The following is a 15,253-nucleotide window of genomic DNA, read 5'->3' as shown; positions in this document are numbered from 1 at the left end:
GGGCGGTTCCTTGGATAGATGGGTGGGGTGATGGGGTCAGAGCCTCTCCGTGGGAGAGGGAGCCGACCCCGCGCGGCTCAGCGGTCGCGCGGCAGCTTCTTTTCTTCGCGCAGCACACCGAATGCGGCGGCGGTCATGCACGCGGCAACCACCACGCCGCCGATGAACACCACATGTGAACCAAACAGCGACAAGCCCTTGTGCACCCACGCAAAGCTCAGGTCCGCGCCGCGGTACACCACGGTATCGATGGCCGCACCGGCCTTGTAGCGCCACTGCCGGTCCACGCGGGTATAGATGGTTTCGCGTGCCGGCTTGGCCAATGCGAACTCGCTGGCGCGGGTCATCACCTGCACCACTGCGACCATCAACGGCATGGGTGAAGCGGCAAGCACCGAAAAGCCGATCAGGATCGCAAAACCAGGGATCAACAGGGCCGGCGCGATACCGTGGCGCGACAGCAGCCAGCGGGTCAGGCCGAGCTGCATCAGCAGCGCCAGTGCGTTCACCGCCAGGTCGATACGCGAGAAGAAGGCCGTGGCAGCGCCTGCATCGTTGAACGCCGCACGCACGATGCTGGCCTGCTGGTTGTACAGCAGGGTGCCCACGCCCACACCGAACACCACCATGATCGCCAGCCAGCGCAGCAACGGCTCACGCACGATCAGTTTCAGACCGTCCAGCACGCTGCCACCCATCGGCTGCTCGCCGGATACCAGCTGCTGCTCCTGCTCACGCAGCACCGCCCAGTGCCGTAGTCGCCAGATGCTCAACAGGCAGATGGCGAGGAATCCGGCCGAGACCAGCATCAGGTTGGCGATGCCCACACGCTGCACCAGTGCACCGGTGATGATCGGCCCGAGAAAGGCACCGATGGTGCCGGCCGCGCCGATGTAACCGTAGAAGGCACGTGCCTGCGCGTTGGAAAACACATCGGCCATGAAGCTCCAGAACACCGCCACCGCGAACAGGTTGAAGACGGTGATCCAGAAAAAGAACGCCATGCCGCGGCCCGGCACACCGCTGTCGAACAGTACGTAGAAACCCAGCAAGGTGACGATGAAGAACCCATACACCGCCGGCAGGAACACCCGCCGTGGGAAGCGGCTGACCAGCCAGCCGTACACCGGCTGCAGCACCAGCATGATCACGAACACGCAGGAGAACAGGAACTGCAGGACGAAATCCTTCAGCGCGATGCCATGGCTGGCGAACCAGGCGATCAGCATCGGCGGGAACACCGTTTCCAGGTCGGCCGAGGCGGCCATCGCCTCCCGCACCGGGCGCAGCACGTAGTAGCCGCTGAGCAGGCAGAAGAAGTACAGGAACGACCACCACAGCGCCGGCGACTCACGCATTGCCGCCGTCAGCCCACGCAACGGCCCCTTGCCCTTCACCGCGCTCACGCGGTGTCCCTCGCCAGAAGACGGCGGTTGGACAGCGGCATGGCAGGCTCCGGGGGCGGTGAAGCGCGTACGTTAGCCAATGCACTGCAACATCGCCAGCAGCAACCACGCAGAACGCCGCAACGCAGTATCACGGCCCCGCCGGGACGACACGTTCCGACACATGCTTTCGGGGCGTCAAAATTCCAACTTTTTCAACGAGATGCGCATTCATCTTCGCTTTGTTTGTGCACAAGGGAAAAGCGGCGCTAGAATCGCCATCAGCAGTCGCGCACGGGTCTCCACGATGAAAAAGAACAGCCTGCGTCGTCCGATCCGTTCGGCGGCCACCGGTTTGCTGGGCATGTTGATGCCCGTTGCCTTGTCCACCACCGCGCAGACCCCGCCGCCATTGCCGCCGATGCCGGCCAACATCGAATCCGCCGCCACCGCCGTCGCCCACACCCAGCCCGCCGCATACCGCACCGGCCTGGTACCGCAGGTGCAGCTGCCGGCGCCCGGCTTCAACGTGGCCAACATCGAATCGATGGCGCAGCAACTCACCTATGGCGAGCGTGTGCCCGGCATGGCCGTGGCCATCGTGCAGGGTGGCCGCGTACTCAGCGCACGTGGTTATGGCGTTACCGATGTCAACAACCCGCTGCCGGTCGACGCCCACACCGTGTTCCGCCTGGCATCGCTGTCCAAGGCCTTCGCCGGCACCATGGCCGGACTGCTGGTCAACGATGGCACGCTGCGCTGGGACAGCAAGGTCACCGACTATGTGCCGGGCTTCCGCCTGAACTCTCCGGAAGCGACCGATCGCCTTACCGTGGCCGACGTGCTCAGCCACCGCGTCGGCCTGCCGTACAACGCCTACGACCGCGACATCGAAGGCAACGCCGAGTACTACGCACTCACCCAGAAGCTGGCCAATACCAGCCTGAAGTGCCTGCCGGGCGACTGCTACGCCTACCAGAACGTGGCCTTCAGCCTGATCGGCGACGTCGTCTATGCCGCCTCGGGCAGCTTCTACGAGCAGTCGGTCGAGCGCCGCATCTTCAAGCCGCTGGGCATGAACGATGCCAGCCTCGGCCTGGCCGGCATCCAGGCCAGCTCGCGCTGGGCGCGTCCGCACGTGCGCAGCCGCAATGGCTGGGTGTCGCTGACACCGAAGCCGACCTACTACCGCGTCGCCCCGGCCGCCGGCGTCAACGCCAGCGCCAGCGACATGGCGCAGTGGCTGCTGGCCCACACCGGCCATCGCCCGGACGTGCTGCCGGCACCGCTGCTGGCCACCCTGCATTCGAGCCTGATCAACACCCCGGGCGAAATGCGTTCGGGCTGGCGCCGCGAGCGCCTGCATTCGGCCGGCTACGCACTGGGCTGGCGCACCTTCGACTACGCCGGCCACGATGTGGTGTTCCATGCCGGTGCCGTGCAGGGCTATCGCGGCCTGGTCGCGCTGGTGCCGGAACGCGATCTCGGCATCGCCATCATGTGGAACGGCGAAAGCGGCCTGCCCAGCGGCCTGCTGCCGACGGTGCTCGATTCCGCGCTCGGCCTGCCGACGCAGCGCTGGCTGGACTTGGACACCGACTTCGGCAGCGACAACCTGATGGCCGAGGGCGCGAGCCCGGCGCAGCAGGACAAGCGCAAGGGCAAGGGTGCTTCGAGCAACCGTGCGGTGGCCTCGCCGCGCTGAGTTGGCGGGCTTCACCGTGTGTGCGAAGGGCGGCCTGCGGGTCGCCCTTTTTATTGGCAGTTGTAGAGCAAAGCAATCGAGCAGTGCTCGACTCTACAAACGGAAGGCTAATGCGCGAAGTAGTGCATGCCGCCATCCACCGGAATCACCGCGCCGGTGATGTAGCCGGCCAAGGGCGAGGCCAGAAAGGCCACCAGCGGCGCCACCTCCTCCGGATCACCAAAACGCCCGATCGGAATGTTGCGTTCGATGAACTCACGCCGGCTTTCCTCGGTTGGATGCAGGCGGTCCCGGATCTGAGCACTGTTGATGCGTCCCGGCGCGATTGCATTGACCGTGATGCCCTGTGAGGCCAGCGCCGACGACAGCCCTTTGCTCCACAGATGCAACGCCGCCTTCGCCGCCGTGGCAGCATTCACCGCGCGCGGTTCCATTGAACCGCTGAGGTTGATCACCCGCCCCCAGCCCTGCGCCTGCATCGCCGGCAGCAGTGCCTGGGTCAGGCGTCGTGCCGAAGAGAAGTTCAAGGCCATGGCTTCCTCCCAGACATCGTCCCCCGCATCCACCGTGGTCGGCCGGCCTCCTCCAGCCGCATTGACGAGGATGTCGACACGCGTCAGTGCCGCCGAGGCTGCATCCGCAATGTGGCGTACCTGCTCCGCATCGGTGAGGTCGCCCAACAGGACGATCGGTGCCGGCGCGCCTGCAGATTCGATCTCCGCCGCCAATGCATGCAGCGGCTCGGCACGCCGTGCACTGATCGCAATGCGTACTCCCTGTGCCGCCAGCAGCCTGGCCACACCGGCACCGATGCCACTGCCCGCCCCGGTGATCAGCGCGGTACGCCCTTCAAGCCCCAGATCCACGATGTTCTCCCAATCCACCAGCCGGTACATCCGGCCCGTGCAGTACATGCTGTTTGATCACCCCTGATTGATAAACTCCGCGCAGGTTTCAGCATTCAACACCCGGGGTGTCAGATGAATCTGCTGGAGAGCATGCAGGTCTACGTGCTGATCGTGGACAAGGGCAGCCTCAGCGCTGCTGCGGCGGCGATGGATATCTCGGCGACGATGGCCGGCAAGCACCTGCGTGCGCTGGAAGCACGGCTGGGGATGCAGCTGTTGAGCCGTACCACCCGGCGCCAGCACATGACGCCCTTCGGCGAGGACTACTACACCCGCTGCCGGGAGATCCTGCGGCTGGTGGAAGAAACGGACGCGCAGGCGCAGCACCAGCAGCTGGCACCGGCGGGCACGTTGCGCATCAGTGCGCCGGTGATCTTCGGCACGCACGCACTGGTACCGGCACTGGCCGAATACATGGCGCGCCATCCGGATGTCCGGGTCGAAGTCACGCTGAGCGACCGCGTTGTCGACCTCGCCGAGGAGGGTTTCGAAGCGGCGCTGCGCATCGGCACGCTGGCCGACAGCAGCATGCTGGTGGCGCGTGCGCTGGCACCGTATCGCTTGATGATGTGCGCATCGCCGGGGTACCTGGCCAGGCATGGCATGCCTCGCAGCCTGCAGGACCTCGCCCTGCATCAGTGCCTGTCCTTCGAACCGAGCGCACTCGCACAGTGGCTGCAGGCCGATGCTGGCGAACTCGAGCGTGTGCCCGGCGGCCGGCTGCAGATCAACAACGGCGAAGCGCTGCGCACGGCAGCGCTGCACGGGCTGGGCATCGTGCTGCAGTCGGCACTGCTGCTGGCTGCCGACATCGACACCGGACGCCTGGTGCAGCTGTTCCCGGAGTTCGGCCAGACCGGTCGGCCGATGCACGTGGTCTACGCCCACGATCGCTACCACTCGACCCGCCTGCGCAGCTTCCTGGACTTCCTGGTGGAGCGCTTTCCACCGGCGCCGCACCGCTAGCGTCGACCGTCAGAAAAGCAGTCGAGCACGGCTCGACCCTGCAAACGGCCCATAAAAAAACCCCCTCCCCGCTGGGCAGTCAGGGAAGGGGGTTTCAGGATGCGGCTATCGGGAAGTACTTAGATCAGCGGCGCCGGGGTTGCCGGCAGAGCGACCGGAGCAGCCTTCTTCTTGCGGGCGGCCGGCTTGCGCTTGGCAACCTTCTTCGCTGCCTTCTTCGGGGCAGCCTTCTTGGTCGCCTTCTTCGCGGTCTTCTTTACTGCCTTCTTGGCGGTCTTCTTGACAGCCTTCTTGGCAGTGGCCTTCTTCGCGACCTTCTTGGCCGGCTTGCGGGCCGTTGCCTTCTTGGCAGTCTTCTTGGTGGCCTTCTTGGCTACCTTCTTGACGGCCTTCTTCGCGGTCTTCTTGACGGCCTTCTTGGCAGTGGACTTCTTGGCTACCTTCTTCGCCGCCTTCTTCACTGCCTTCTTCGCAGTGGTCTTCTTGGCGACCTTCTTCGCAGCCTTCTTCACTGCCTTCTTGGCGGTCGCCTTCTTCGCGACCTTCTTCACTGCCTTCTTGGCAGCGGCCTTCTTCGCGACCTTCTTCACCGCTTTCTTGGCGGCGGGCTTCTTCTTCGCAGCTTTCTTGGTTGCCATGGGATGGCTCCTCGTCAGTGATAGGGAGTTGAAACGCCCAGGTGGATCAAACCCGCGGATGCTGCGTGCGGGGACCGCCGGCGCGTCAGGCGCGCCGTTACGGATGCGGCAATGCCCGCCTCGATCGGCGGAGCGGACATCGGAACGGGAGTTGCCTTGCATTTCTCCGGGGGAAGCGGGGCCATGTCCACCGTCATCAGGGTCGCGGTGGTCTTGAAGGGGCTGCTTCGCATCGGACGATTGATTCTGCGCACTCGGTTGGGCAGGCAAGGTCTGCTGAGGCGAAACCTAATCACGGTTTTTTTTACTGTCAACAACCCCCGCGAAAAATTTTCACATCCGCGCCATCCCGGACGCCGCCCTCGCCACCGCCGTGCGCGCCCTGCAACGACCATTGAAGCGGCGCGCACGCGCGCCGCATACGACGAAGTCGATGCGCTCTCTGAACAAAAAACACTTGAAATAAGCACTCTGCGCAGATAGGCACATGTTCCGGACAACAGCGCACGTGCATCACCGATGGTCACCCGCACCGTCGCCGACGCCAGCACAACGGGGCCGCAACGGGGGGCGAAAAGTTTTCACATTCGATCGCTTCGGCGCGGGGCGGAAACGCGGATTTGCGCAAAACTGCGCACGCTGATCGGCACCGTTCGTCTGTCGGCTGATGCCACGCCGAGGGTGCAGAGCGAACCCGCCGTCATGAGTCCGACGCACTCGCCAAAACAAAAACGGCCACCCGAAGGTGGCCGTTCCAGAACCCGGAAGTGACGATTCAGTGGTCGTCGTTTTCCAGGGCTTCGGCATACGCGTCCGGATCCAGCAGTTCGTTGACCTCTTCAGCGTTGGTCAGTTCGACCACGAACATCCAGCCTTCGCCGTAGGCATCTTCATTGATGGTTTCCGGCTTGTCGGACAGCGCCGAGTTGACCTCGACGACCTTGCCGCTGATCGGGCTGTAGACGTCCGAGGCGGCCTTCACCGACTCGACAACGGCGATCTGCTCGCCAGCCTTTGCGTCGGCGCCGACTTCCGGCAGTTCGACGTAGACCAGGTCACCCAGCAGGCCCTGGGCGTGGTCGGAAATACCGACGGTGACACGGCCATTGCCTTCGACACGGGCCCACTCATGGGACTTGAGGAACTTGAGGTCGCCGGGGATCTCGCTCATGGGACTGCTCCAGAGATATGCAGGGGTGGAAAAAACGGGGCTAGTGTAACCAACCGGCCGCCACTGCTGTCAGTGACGATCGGCAGTTTCGGATCAGGCGTCGGCGAGCACGCCGGGCTGGGCCTGGCCTTCGCGCACGAACGGGAACTTGACCACGCGCACCGGCACCTGCCGGCCACGGATGTCGACGGTGACCTCGCCCAGTTCACCGGCCGGTACACGGGCGAAGGCGATGCCCTTGGCCAGGGTCGGCGAGAAGGTGCCGGACAGGATCTCGCCCTGGCCGCCGGCGGTGGTCACCGCCTGACCATGGCGCAGCACGCCCTTCTCGTCCATCACCAGACCGATCATCTGGCGGGCGGTGCCGGCAGCCTTCTGCGCTTCCAGCACCTCGCGGCCGATGAAGTCGCGGCCTTCGTCCAGCGACACGGTCCAGGCCAGCGCCGCTTCGTACGGGCTGATCTCTTCGTCCATGTCCTGGCCGTACAGGTTCATGCCGGCTTCCAGGCGCAGCGTGTCGCGTGCGCCGAGGCCGGCCGGCTTCACGCCCGCCGCCAGCAGGCGGTTCCAGAACGCGACCACGGCGTCCTGCGGCAGCAGGATTTCGAAGCCGTCTTCGCCGGTGTAACCGGTACGGGCGACAAACAGTTCGACGCCGTCATCGGACTGCACCTGCAGGGCGGCGAAACGGCCCAGCTTGGCCAGCGCTGCGCGATCGCTTTCGCGGGCCAGGCCGATCACGATGTCGCGCGCCTGCGGGCCCTGCACGGCGAGGATGGCCAGGTCCGGGCGCTGCTCGACGGTGACGCCGAACGGTGCAGCCTGCTCGCGCAGCCAGGCCAGGTCCTTCTCGCGGGTGGAGGCATTGACCACCATGCGGAAGAAATCGTCGCCCAGGTAGTAGACGATCAGGTCGTCGATGACGCCGCCGCGCGGATTCAGCATGCACGAGTACAGCGCCTTGCCGGTCACCTTCAGCTTGTCGACCGAGTTGGCCAGCAGGCGGCGCAGGAACGGCTTGACCTGGTCACCGCGCAGGTCGACCACGGTCATGTGGCTGACGTCGAACACACCCGACTCGCGACGAACGAGGTGGTGTTCGTCGAGCTGCGAGCCGTAGTGGATGGGCATGTCCCAACCCCCGAAATCGACCATCTTGGCGCCAAGGGCGCGGTGGGTATCGTTGAGCAGCGTCTTCTGGGTCATGACCGGGTCCGGCAGCAGAGGAAACAAGAATCCCCATTATCCCAGATCGGTCGCCCGCAGGTCGCGCCGCAGCGCAGCGGGGTGTTTGGCCGGCCTGCGGCCGGCGCCGCTTTCTACAGCTGGAGCGCAAAGCCTGAGTTCATCGGCTCTGGATTGACTCGGCCTGGGCGGGTCGGAGCGAGTGCTTTTGCTCTTTGCTCTTTTTCTTTTTCCGTGGGCTGGACGCGCACGGAAACTGTCGGGGGCCGGGCGGGTTGGGTTCGCGGGACCGTTGGCGCCATGGATGGCGCCATCGAGCCCCCATGGGTGAGGGCGCTTTGCTTGCGAAGCACTGCTTCGCAAGCGACCGAACGCGCAGCCGCCAGCGGCTGGGCCGGACCGCGGAGCGGGGTCTACGGCGTGTCCCGCGAACCCAACCCGCCCGACCCAAACACATGAACCGCCTTCCGCGACCACCCACGAGGGGCTCCGCCGTTGGCAGGGAACCCCTAGGCCACCGCTTCGACCACCAGCGTGCTGCCCTGCACCGCCACCACCCGCACCAGGCTGCCGGCCTGCAGATCCGGTCCACTCACCTGCCAGGACGCATCATCGATGCTGACCCGCCCCTGGCCGCCGATGATGGCCTGCTGCAATGCGACCTCCCGGCCGACCAGCTGCTCGGCACGGCGGTTGAGCAACGGCGCATCGCTGGGCCGTGCCCGCGGCCTCCCCCAGCGCCGGTAGCACTGGATCGAGACCACACTCAGCAGGACGAAGGCGATCACCTGCCACAACAGTGGAATGTCGCTGAACACCGCAACCAGTACGAACACTGCCGCCGCGCCAATGCCGATCCACAGCATGAACGCACCCGGCGCCAGCGCTTCGGCCGCGAACAGCAGCAGCGCCAGCGCGCCCCAACCGACGACTTCCCAGCGCATGTCAGCCTCCGAGCGGCGGCGGCCGCTTGCCGGCGGCCTTGTTGTCCTGGCTGGCCAGCGCCTGCTTCGCCAGTTCGGCCACGCCCGCGATCGAACCGATCACGCCACTGGCCTCCATCGGCATCAGCACCAGCTTCTGGTTCGGCGAACTGGCCAGCTCCTTGAACGCTTCCACGTACTTCTGCGCGACGAAGTAGTTGATCGCCTGCACGTCACCCTCGGCAATCGCGGCCGACACCACCTTGGTCGCCATCGCTTCGGCCTCGGCCAGGCGCTCGCGCGCCTCGGCATCGCGGAACGCAGCTTCGCGACGGCCTTCGGCTTCCAGCACGGTGGCCTGCTTCTCGCCATCGGCGCGCAGGATCTCCGACTGCCGTGAACCCTCTGCCTCGAGGATCTGCGCGCGCTTTTCGCGCTCGGCCTTCATCTGCCGCGCCATCGCATCCAGCAGATCGCGCGGCGGCTGGATGTCGCGGATCTCGATGCGGTTGACCTTCACGCCCCAGGGATTGGTGGCATGGTCGACCACGCTCAGCAGCTGGGCATTGATCACCTCGCGCTGGCTGAGCGATTCATCCAGATCCATCGAACCAATCACGGTACGGATGTTGGTCTGCACCAGGGCGATCATCGCCACTTCCAGGTTGGCCACCTCATAGGCGGCCTTGGCGGCATCCAGTACCTGGAAGAACACCACGCCGTCCACGCGCACGGCGGCGTTGTCCTTGGTGATCACTTCCTGGCTGGGCACATCCAGCACCTGCTCCATCATGTTCACCTTGCGCCCCACCCCGTACACGATCGGGATCAGGAAATGCAGGCCGGGGGTCATGGTGTGCGTGTAGCGCCCGAAGCGCTCGACGGTCCACTCGTAGCCCTGGGGCACCATCCGTACTGCCTTGAACAGGATCACCATGGCCACGAAGGCCAGTACCACGGTAAAGAACATGGTCGGGAACATCTTGCTTTCCTTATCTATGACGTCCAGGCCCCAGCATAGCGCGTGAAGGCCACATTCACAGCGGAGCTACCAGGGCACGCGCCCGCGCAGGATGTCGGCGAACATCACCCAGTCGCCCATGAACGAGTACAGCGGGTGCTGGAAGGTGGCCGGGCGGTTCTTCTCGAAGAAGAAATGGCCGACCCAGGCGAAGCTGTAACCGCAGAACAGGGCGGCCAGCAACAGCACCGGCTGCCCGCGCAGGATCGCTGCAACGACCAGCAGCAGCACGCCGCAGCTGCCGACGAAGTGCAGCCGGCGCGATACCGGGTGGCGGTGCTCGCTGAGATAGAACGGATAGAACTCGCGGAAGCTGGCGAAGCGGGACATGTGCGTGCTCCGGGGGCCGTGGTCACCGCCATCATGCGCCTTCCTGGGAGGGAAAGCGGCCTGGACGGCGTGGCCGATTCTGACAAGGCAGTGCATGATCCGGTGGCGCTGCCTTTGTAGCGTCGAGCCATGCTCGACTGGCCCTCCCAGTTGCAGTCGAGCATGGCTCGACTCTACATAAGAGCGGAAGCCGTCGAGCATGGCTCGACGCTACAAAAGCCGAAGCGGCCGAGCATGGCTCGACGCTACACCGGGGGCGTGCGCGGCCCGAACATGATCACCGCCATGCCGGCCAGGCACAGGGCTGCGCCGAACAGGTCCCAGCGGCTGGGGCGGATGCCATCGACCAGCCACAGCCAGAACAGCGCGGTGCCGATGTAGACACCACCGTAGGCCGCATAGACCCGGCCACTGGCGGTCGGGTGCAGAGTCAGCAGCCAGGCGAACAGGGCCAGGCTGGCGGCAGCCGGCAGCAGCAGCCACACGCTGCCTCCCTTGCGCAGCCACAACCACGGCAGGTAGCAGCCGACAATTTCGGCCAGCGCGGTCAGCAGGAACAGCGCGAGCGTCTTCACGCCTTCTCCGCCGCCTTGGCGTGCTGCCACAGTGCTTCCTGCGCATCCAGGTCCATCGACGCCAGCGCTCCACCCTGGGCGTCAGCCTGCGCTTCCATCGCACGGAAGCGGCGTTCGAACTTGTGGTTGGCCCCGCGCAGCGCCGCACCCAGATCGATATCGGCGTGGCGTGCCAGGTTGGCGCAGACGAACAGCAGATCGCCCAGCTCTTCCTGCAGGCGCGCTTTGTTGCCGGCAATATCGCCGCGCTCGAATTCCTCGCGCAGCTCCTGCAGTTCCTCCGCCGCCTTGTCCAGCACCGGCAACGGGCCCGGCCAGTCGAAACCGACCTTGGCCGCGCGAGACTGCAGCTTCACCGCTCGCTGCCATTCGGGCAGGCCACGCGAGATGCCGGCCAATGCGGAGGTGTCCTGCTCGCCCTTGGCGGCACGCTCGGCACGCTTGATCGCATCCCAGTTACGCGTCACCCCGTCGGCGTCATCGACGCTGACATCGGCGAACACGTGCGGGTGGCGGCGCTGCATCTTGTCGCTGATCGCGCGTGCGACCTCAGCGAAGGCGAAGGCGCCCTGCTCCTCGGCCATGCGCGCATGGAACACCACCTGCAGCAGCAGGTCGCCCAGCTCATCGCAGAGATCATCGAGGTCGCCCCGATCGATGGCATCGGCCACCTCGTAGGCTTCCTCGATGGTGTACGGGGCGATGGTCGCGAAGTTCTGCTCCAGGTCCCAGGGGCAGCCGCCCTGCGGATCGCGCAGGCGCGCCATGATCGCCAGCAGGCGTTCCAGTTCGTTGCTGGCTGCACTGCCGGCGATGGGGGTGTCATGCGCGCTCATGCGGCCTCCAGGGTCAGTCGGACAACCAGTCGCGCCAGGGCAGGCTGGTGTCACCAAGGGCAATGAAATCGCCGTTCAACAGGGTCTCGCGGCGGTTGTAGCGGAACGGCTTGCCGGTCGCTGCCGACAGCACCGCGCCACCGGCAGCGTGCAGCACGCACTGGCCGGCGGCGGTGTCCCATTCGGAGGTCGGGCCCAGCCGGGGGTAGACATCCAGGCCGCCTTCAGCGATCCGGCAGAACTTCAGCGATGAGCCCTGAGCGATGGTTTCGATGCGACCCATCCGCGCCAGCAGCGCTTCGGTTTCCGGCGAGCGGTGGGAGCGGCTGGCGGCCACCCGCAGCGGTGCGGTGGCCGGCGTGCGGGTACGCAGCACAGTGTCATGCAGTCCCTGACGACGGTACGCCAGCTCACCGCGCATGGCATGCCAGACGATGCCGGTGACCGGCGCCAGCACCACGCCGAAGGCCGGCGCGCCCTGGTAGATCAATGCGATGTTGACGCTGAACTCGCCGTTGCGCTTGATGAACTCGCGGGTGCCGTCCAGTGGGTCGACCAGCCAGTAGGCGCCCCAATGACGGCGTTGCTCCCACGTGACCTGGGCCGACTCCTCGGACAGGATCGGCAGATCCGGGGTCAGCTGCTGCAGGCCCTGCTCGATGACCTGGTTGGCGGCCAGGTCGGCGGCGGTGACCGGGCTGTTGTCGTCCTTGAGCTGCACGTCGAAGCCATCGGCATAGACCTGCATGATGGCCTGTCCGGCTTCCTGGGCAATGGCGATGGCGGTCTCGCGCAGGTCCGTGGTCAGTTTGATCATCGCAATCCCTGCAGCCACTGGCGGGCGATGAACAGCGCCGCCAGCGAGCGTCCCTCGGAGAAGTCCTCGCGCAGCATCAGCTGGTCCAGCTCGGCCAGCTTCCACGGGACGACTTCCAGCTCTTCCGGCTCGTCGCCGGCCAGCTTTTCCGGGTACAGGTCGCGCGCCACCACCAGCCACGACTGGTGGCTCATGTAGGTCGGGGCCAGGGTCATCGCGCGCAGCACATCCACCCGGCGCGCGCCGTAACCGGCCTCTTCCTTCAGTTCGCGGTCGGCGGCCTGCTCGGGGGTCTCGCCGGCATCGATCCGGCCCTTGACCAGGCCCAGTTCGTAGCGGTGCATGCCGGCGGCGTATTCACGTACCAGCAGCACGGTTTCGTCGTCGAGCATCGGCACCACCACCACCGCGCCATGCCCCCGGCTGACCAGCCGCTCGAAGCGGCGGCGTTCGCCGTTGGAGAACTCCAGGTCCAGGTGCTGGCGCTGGAAGGGACCGTTCTCCTCATCGGTGATCCGATGGATGATCGGCAAGCGACGGCCAGCACGGTCATCGTTCATGCGGAATCTCCGCGGCGGCCGGCGCCTGCGCCGGGGCCGATAGAATGTGCAGGCAGCAACATGTTCATGAGCCCGAAATGCTAGCAGACCCAACCCCCTCCCCGCTGGCCCGCCATTGGCGGCAGCGCGACCTGCAGGTGCTGTGGCACCCCTGCACGCAGATGCGCGAGCATCCGGATACCCTGCCGCTGGTGCCGATCGCCCGCGGCGAAGGTGCCTGGTTGATCGACCACGATGGCAACCGCTATCTGGATGCGGTCAGCAGCTGGTGGACCAATCTGTTCGGCCATGCCGAACCGCGCATCGGTGGCGCCATCGCCGCCCAGGCCACACAGCTGGAACAGGTGATGCTGGCCGGCTTCGGCCATGAGCCGGCCATCACCCTGGCCGAACGCCTGCTGGCGCTGGCCCCGCGCCAGCCTGGCCGCGAACCGCTGGCCAAGGTGTTCTACGCCGACAACGGCTCCGCCGGCGTGGAAGTGGCGCTGAAGATGGCCTTCCAGTATTTCCAGAACCGTGGCGAGCCGCGGCGCACGCGGTTCATCGCACTGGAGAACGGCTACCACGGCGAGACCCTGGGCGCGCTCGCGCTGGGTGACATCCCGCTGTATCGCCGCGTCTATGCGCCGCTGCTGGCCGAAGGGCTGTTCGCGCCCTCGCCCGACGCTTACCTGGCCGAGCCCGGCCAGAGCGCCGCCGATCGTGCGCGCCAGGCCGCGGACGGCCTGGCCACGCTGTTCGACCAGCACCCGGGCGAGATCTGTGCGGTGATCCTGGAACCGCGCCTGCAGTGCGCGGGCGGCATGCGCATGCATGACCCGGTGTACCTGCAGCGGGTGCGTGAACTGTGTGATGCGCACGGTGCATTCATGATCGCCGACGAGATCGCCACCGGCTTCGGCCGCACCGGCACCCTGTTCGCCTGCGAGCAGGCCGGGGTGATGCCGGACCTGATGTGCCTGTCCAAGGGCCTGACCGGCGGCTTCCTGCCGCTTGCCGCGGTACTGGCCACGCAGGCCCTGTACGACGCGTTCCTCGACGACTCGCGCGAGCGCGCCTTCCTGCATTCGCACAGCTACACCGGCAACCCGCTGGCCTGCGCCGCAGCGCTGGCGACGCTGGACATCTTCCGCGACGACGATGTGATCGTGCGCAACCGGGGCATCGCCTCGGTGATGGGCACGCTGGCCGCACCGTTTGCCGACCATCCGCACGTGGCCGACGTGCGCCAGGCCGGCATGGTGGTGGCGTTCGAGCTGTCGCGCGATGGCAACAAGCGCACCCCGTTCGACCCGGCCATGCGGCTGGGCCTGCACGCCTACAAGGCCGCGCTGAAGCGCGGTGTGGTACTGCGTCCGCTGGGCGACGTGCTGTACTGGATGCCACCCTACTGCGTGGATGACGAACAACTGGAGCTGCTGGCACATACCACGCTGGCGGCGATTGACGAGGCGATTGCATGCGCGTGACCCGCTGCCCCATCGACCTGGCGCTGCACAGCGGCCAGACCGTGACCCTGCCGGAAGAGGCCGCCAACCACCTGGTACGGGTGATGCGCCTGCGCGAGGGCGATACCTGTGTGCTGTTCAACGGCGACGGCCATGACTACGGCGCCACGCTGACCGTGGCCGGCAAGCGCGAAGTGCAGGTGCGCATCGACGCCGTGCAGGCCATCGACACCGAATCGCCGCTGGCGATCACCCTGCTGCAAGGCATCGCCCGCGGCGAGAAGATGGACCTGATCCTGCAGAAGGCCACCGAACTGGGCGTGGCGGCGATCATTCCGGTCAACGCCGAGCGCACCGAGGTGAAGCTCGATGCAGCACGCGCGGAGAAGCGCGTGGCGCACTGGAACAACGTGGTGACCTCGGCCTGTGGCCAGTCCGGGCGCGCGCGCATTCCGCACGTGGGATCACCGCTGTCGCTGGCGCAGGCGGCAGCGGCACTGCCGGTGGATACGCTGCGGTTGACCCTGGATCCGCTGGGCACACATCGCTTGTCGACGCTGGCGGCCGCTCCGGCAGGCGGCATCGTGATCGCGATCGGCCCGGAAGGTGGGTGGTCGCCACGCGACCGTGATCAACTGGCGGCCGCGGGCTTCCAGGGCCTGCAGCTGGGACCGCGCATCCTGCGCACGGAAACGGCCGGCCTGGCCGCGATTGCAGCGTTGCAGGCACGGTTGGGGGATCTGGGGTAAGGCCCGATTCCTGGTAGTGCCGGCCGCTGGCCGGCA

The 15,253-nt window shown here is 66.3% G+C and carries 17 protein-coding genes; 5 read left to right on the top strand and 12 right to left on the bottom strand.

Annotation, left to right across the window (positions count from 1 at the left end):
• Nucleotides 1-77: 77 nt before the first annotated feature.
• Nucleotides 78-1,358, bottom strand: coding sequence for an NTP/NDP exchange transporter (locus R1L06_RS06605; protein ID WP_317217263.1), 1,281 nt, complete (start codon nt 1,356-1,358; stop codon nt 78-80).
• 334 nt (nt 1,359-1,692) lie between these two features.
• On the opposite strand from R1L06_RS06605, the gene R1L06_RS06600 reads away from it, so the two are divergent.
• The gene (locus R1L06_RS06600; protein ID WP_317217239.1) at nt 1,693-3,090 is read left to right on the top strand and encodes a serine hydrolase domain-containing protein; all 1,398 of its coding nucleotides are present in this window, start codon (nt 1,693-1,695) and stop codon (nt 3,088-3,090) included.
• 107 nt (nt 3,091-3,197) lie between these two features.
• Here the strand turns inward: R1L06_RS06600 and R1L06_RS06595 are convergent, their stop codons facing one another.
• On the bottom strand, nt 3,198-3,956 hold the full coding sequence (locus tag R1L06_RS06595) for an SDR family NAD(P)-dependent oxidoreductase (protein WP_032130070.1): 759 nt from the start codon (nt 3,954-3,956) through the stop codon (nt 3,198-3,200).
• A 114-nt stretch (nt 3,957-4,070) separates the two neighbouring features.
• On the opposite strand from R1L06_RS06595, the gene R1L06_RS06590 reads away from it, so the two are divergent.
• Complete coding sequence (locus tag R1L06_RS06590; protein ID WP_317217238.1) at nt 4,071-4,964, top strand: LysR family transcriptional regulator; 894 nt, start codon at nt 4,071-4,073, stop codon at nt 4,962-4,964.
• Between the two features lie 119 nt (nt 4,965-5,083).
• Here R1L06_RS06590 and R1L06_RS06585 read toward each other — a convergent pair whose 3' ends face one another.
• On the bottom strand, nt 5,084-5,602 hold the full coding sequence (locus R1L06_RS06585) for a hypothetical protein (protein WP_032130057.1): 519 nt from the start codon (nt 5,600-5,602) through the stop codon (nt 5,084-5,086).
• Between the two features lie 183 nt (nt 5,603-5,785).
• Between R1L06_RS06585 and R1L06_RS06580 the strand changes: the two genes are divergently transcribed.
• A complete protein-coding gene (locus R1L06_RS06580) occupies nt 5,786-6,085 on the top strand; it encodes a hypothetical protein (protein WP_125895567.1) in 300 nt (99 codons plus the stop codon).
• 292 nt (nt 6,086-6,377) lie between these two features.
• On the opposite strand, the gene gcvH is transcribed toward R1L06_RS06580, so the two are convergent.
• From gcvH to nudE, 9 genes are all read right to left on the bottom strand, one after another.
• On the bottom strand, nt 6,378-6,773 hold the full coding sequence (gcvH, locus tag R1L06_RS06575) for a glycine cleavage system protein GcvH (RefSeq protein ID WP_005410701.1): 396 nt from the start codon (nt 6,771-6,773) through the stop codon (nt 6,378-6,380).
• A 93-nt stretch (nt 6,774-6,866) separates the two neighbouring features.
• Complete coding sequence (gene gcvT, locus R1L06_RS06570) at nt 6,867-7,979, bottom strand: glycine cleavage system aminomethyltransferase GcvT (RefSeq protein WP_125895566.1); 1,113 nt, start codon at nt 7,977-7,979, stop codon at nt 6,867-6,869.
• Between the two features lie 488 nt (nt 7,980-8,467).
• Nucleotides 8,468-8,902 (bottom strand): NfeD family protein, encoded by a 435-nt coding sequence (locus R1L06_RS06565; protein ID WP_317217237.1) that lies wholly within the window; start codon nt 8,900-8,902, stop codon nt 8,468-8,470.
• A 1-nt stretch (nt 8,903) separates the two neighbouring features.
• Nucleotides 8,904-9,863 (bottom strand): SPFH domain-containing protein, encoded by a 960-nt coding sequence (locus tag R1L06_RS06560; protein WP_317217236.1) that lies wholly within the window; start codon nt 9,861-9,863, stop codon nt 8,904-8,906.
• A gap of 66 nt (nt 9,864-9,929) precedes the next feature.
• The gene (locus R1L06_RS06555) at nt 9,930-10,232 is read right to left on the bottom strand and encodes an Mpo1-like protein (protein ID WP_049422150.1); all 303 of its coding nucleotides are present in this window, start codon (nt 10,230-10,232) and stop codon (nt 9,930-9,932) included.
• A 245-nt stretch (nt 10,233-10,477) separates the two neighbouring features.
• The gene (locus tag R1L06_RS06550) at nt 10,478-10,807 is read right to left on the bottom strand and encodes a YnfA family protein (protein ID WP_032130110.1); all 330 of its coding nucleotides are present in this window, start codon (nt 10,805-10,807) and stop codon (nt 10,478-10,480) included.
• The gene (mazG, locus tag R1L06_RS06545) at nt 10,804-11,643 is read right to left on the bottom strand and encodes a nucleoside triphosphate pyrophosphohydrolase (protein WP_049422149.1); all 840 of its coding nucleotides are present in this window, start codon (nt 11,641-11,643) and stop codon (nt 10,804-10,806) included. Before mazG ends, R1L06_RS06550 begins: the two co-directional genes overlap by 4 nt.
• Nucleotides 11,644-11,656: 13 nt before the next feature.
• On the bottom strand, nt 11,657-12,460 hold the full coding sequence (gene cysQ / locus R1L06_RS06540) for a 3'(2'),5'-bisphosphate nucleotidase CysQ (protein WP_006385123.1): 804 nt from the start codon (nt 12,458-12,460) through the stop codon (nt 11,657-11,659).
• On the bottom strand, nt 12,457-13,020 hold the full coding sequence (nudE, locus tag R1L06_RS06535; protein WP_010482713.1) for an ADP compounds hydrolase NudE: 564 nt from the start codon (nt 13,018-13,020) through the stop codon (nt 12,457-12,459). The genes cysQ and nudE overlap by 4 nt, the downstream gene beginning before the upstream one ends.
• A gap of 77 nt (nt 13,021-13,097) precedes the next feature.
• Here nudE and bioA point away from each other — a divergent pair, with 77 nt between their 5' ends.
• Nucleotides 13,098-14,489, top strand: coding sequence for an adenosylmethionine--8-amino-7-oxononanoate transaminase (gene bioA / locus R1L06_RS06530; RefSeq protein WP_317217235.1), 1,392 nt, complete (start codon nt 13,098-13,100; stop codon nt 14,487-14,489).
• Nucleotides 14,480-15,217 (top strand): 16S rRNA (uracil(1498)-N(3))-methyltransferase, encoded by a 738-nt coding sequence (locus R1L06_RS06525; protein WP_317217234.1) that lies wholly within the window; start codon nt 14,480-14,482, stop codon nt 15,215-15,217. The genes bioA and R1L06_RS06525 overlap by 10 nt, the downstream gene beginning before the upstream one ends.
• Nucleotides 15,218-15,253 lie beyond the last annotated feature (36 nt).

The sequence above is a fragment of the Stenotrophomonas mexicanensis genome (assembly GCF_032911605.1).
Lineage (GTDB): Bacteria > Pseudomonadota > Gammaproteobacteria > Xanthomonadales > Xanthomonadaceae > Stenotrophomonas > Stenotrophomonas maltophilia_A.
This window is presented reverse-complemented; position numbering and strand designations above follow the sequence as displayed.

What these genes read in the sequence shown, in the direction of transcription:
- R1L06_RS06590 (WP_317217238.1), top strand. Translation starts at nt 4,071, where the DNA reads ATGAATCTGCTGGAGAGCATGCAGGTCTACGTGCTGATCGTGGACAAG.
- R1L06_RS06525 (WP_317217234.1), top strand. Translation starts at nt 14,480, where the DNA reads ATGCGCGTGACCCGCTGCCCCATCGACCTGGCGCTGCACAGCGGCCAG.
- R1L06_RS06600 (WP_317217239.1), top strand. Translation starts at nt 1,693, where the DNA reads ATGAAAAAGAACAGCCTGCGTCGTCCGATCCGTTCGGCGGCCACCGGT.
- R1L06_RS06565 (WP_317217237.1), bottom strand. Translation starts at nt 8,902, where the DNA reads ATGCGCTGGGAAGTCGTCGGTTGGGGCGCGCTGGCGCTGCTGCTGTTC.
- bioA (WP_317217235.1), top strand. Translation starts at nt 13,098, where the DNA reads ATGCTAGCAGACCCAACCCCCTCCCCGCTGGCCCGCCATTGGCGGCAG.
- R1L06_RS06605 (WP_317217263.1), bottom strand. Translation starts at nt 1,358, where the DNA reads ATGCGTGAGTCGCCGGCGCTGTGGTGGTCGTTCCTGTACTTCTTCTGC.
- R1L06_RS06580 (WP_125895567.1), top strand. Translation starts at nt 5,786, where the DNA reads ATGTCCACCGTCATCAGGGTCGCGGTGGTCTTGAAGGGGCTGCTTCGC.
- gcvT (WP_125895566.1), bottom strand. Translation starts at nt 7,979, where the DNA reads ATGACCCAGAAGACGCTGCTCAACGATACCCACCGCGCCCTTGGCGCC.
- R1L06_RS06585 (WP_032130057.1), bottom strand. Translation starts at nt 5,602, where the DNA reads ATGGCAACCAAGAAAGCTGCGAAGAAGAAGCCCGCCGCCAAGAAAGCG.
- gcvH (WP_005410701.1), bottom strand. Translation starts at nt 6,773, where the DNA reads ATGAGCGAGATCCCCGGCGACCTCAAGTTCCTCAAGTCCCATGAGTGG.
- nudE (WP_010482713.1), bottom strand. Translation starts at nt 13,020, where the DNA reads ATGAACGATGACCGTGCTGGCCGTCGCTTGCCGATCATCCATCGGATC.
- mazG (WP_049422149.1), bottom strand. Translation starts at nt 11,643, where the DNA reads ATGAGCGCGCATGACACCCCCATCGCCGGCAGTGCAGCCAGCAACGAA.
- R1L06_RS06560 (WP_317217236.1), bottom strand. Translation starts at nt 9,863, where the DNA reads ATGTTCCCGACCATGTTCTTTACCGTGGTACTGGCCTTCGTGGCCATG.
- cysQ (WP_006385123.1), bottom strand. Translation starts at nt 12,460, where the DNA reads ATGATCAAACTGACCACGGACCTGCGCGAGACCGCCATCGCCATTGCC.
- R1L06_RS06555 (WP_049422150.1), bottom strand. Translation starts at nt 10,232, where the DNA reads ATGTCCCGCTTCGCCAGCTTCCGCGAGTTCTATCCGTTCTATCTCAGC.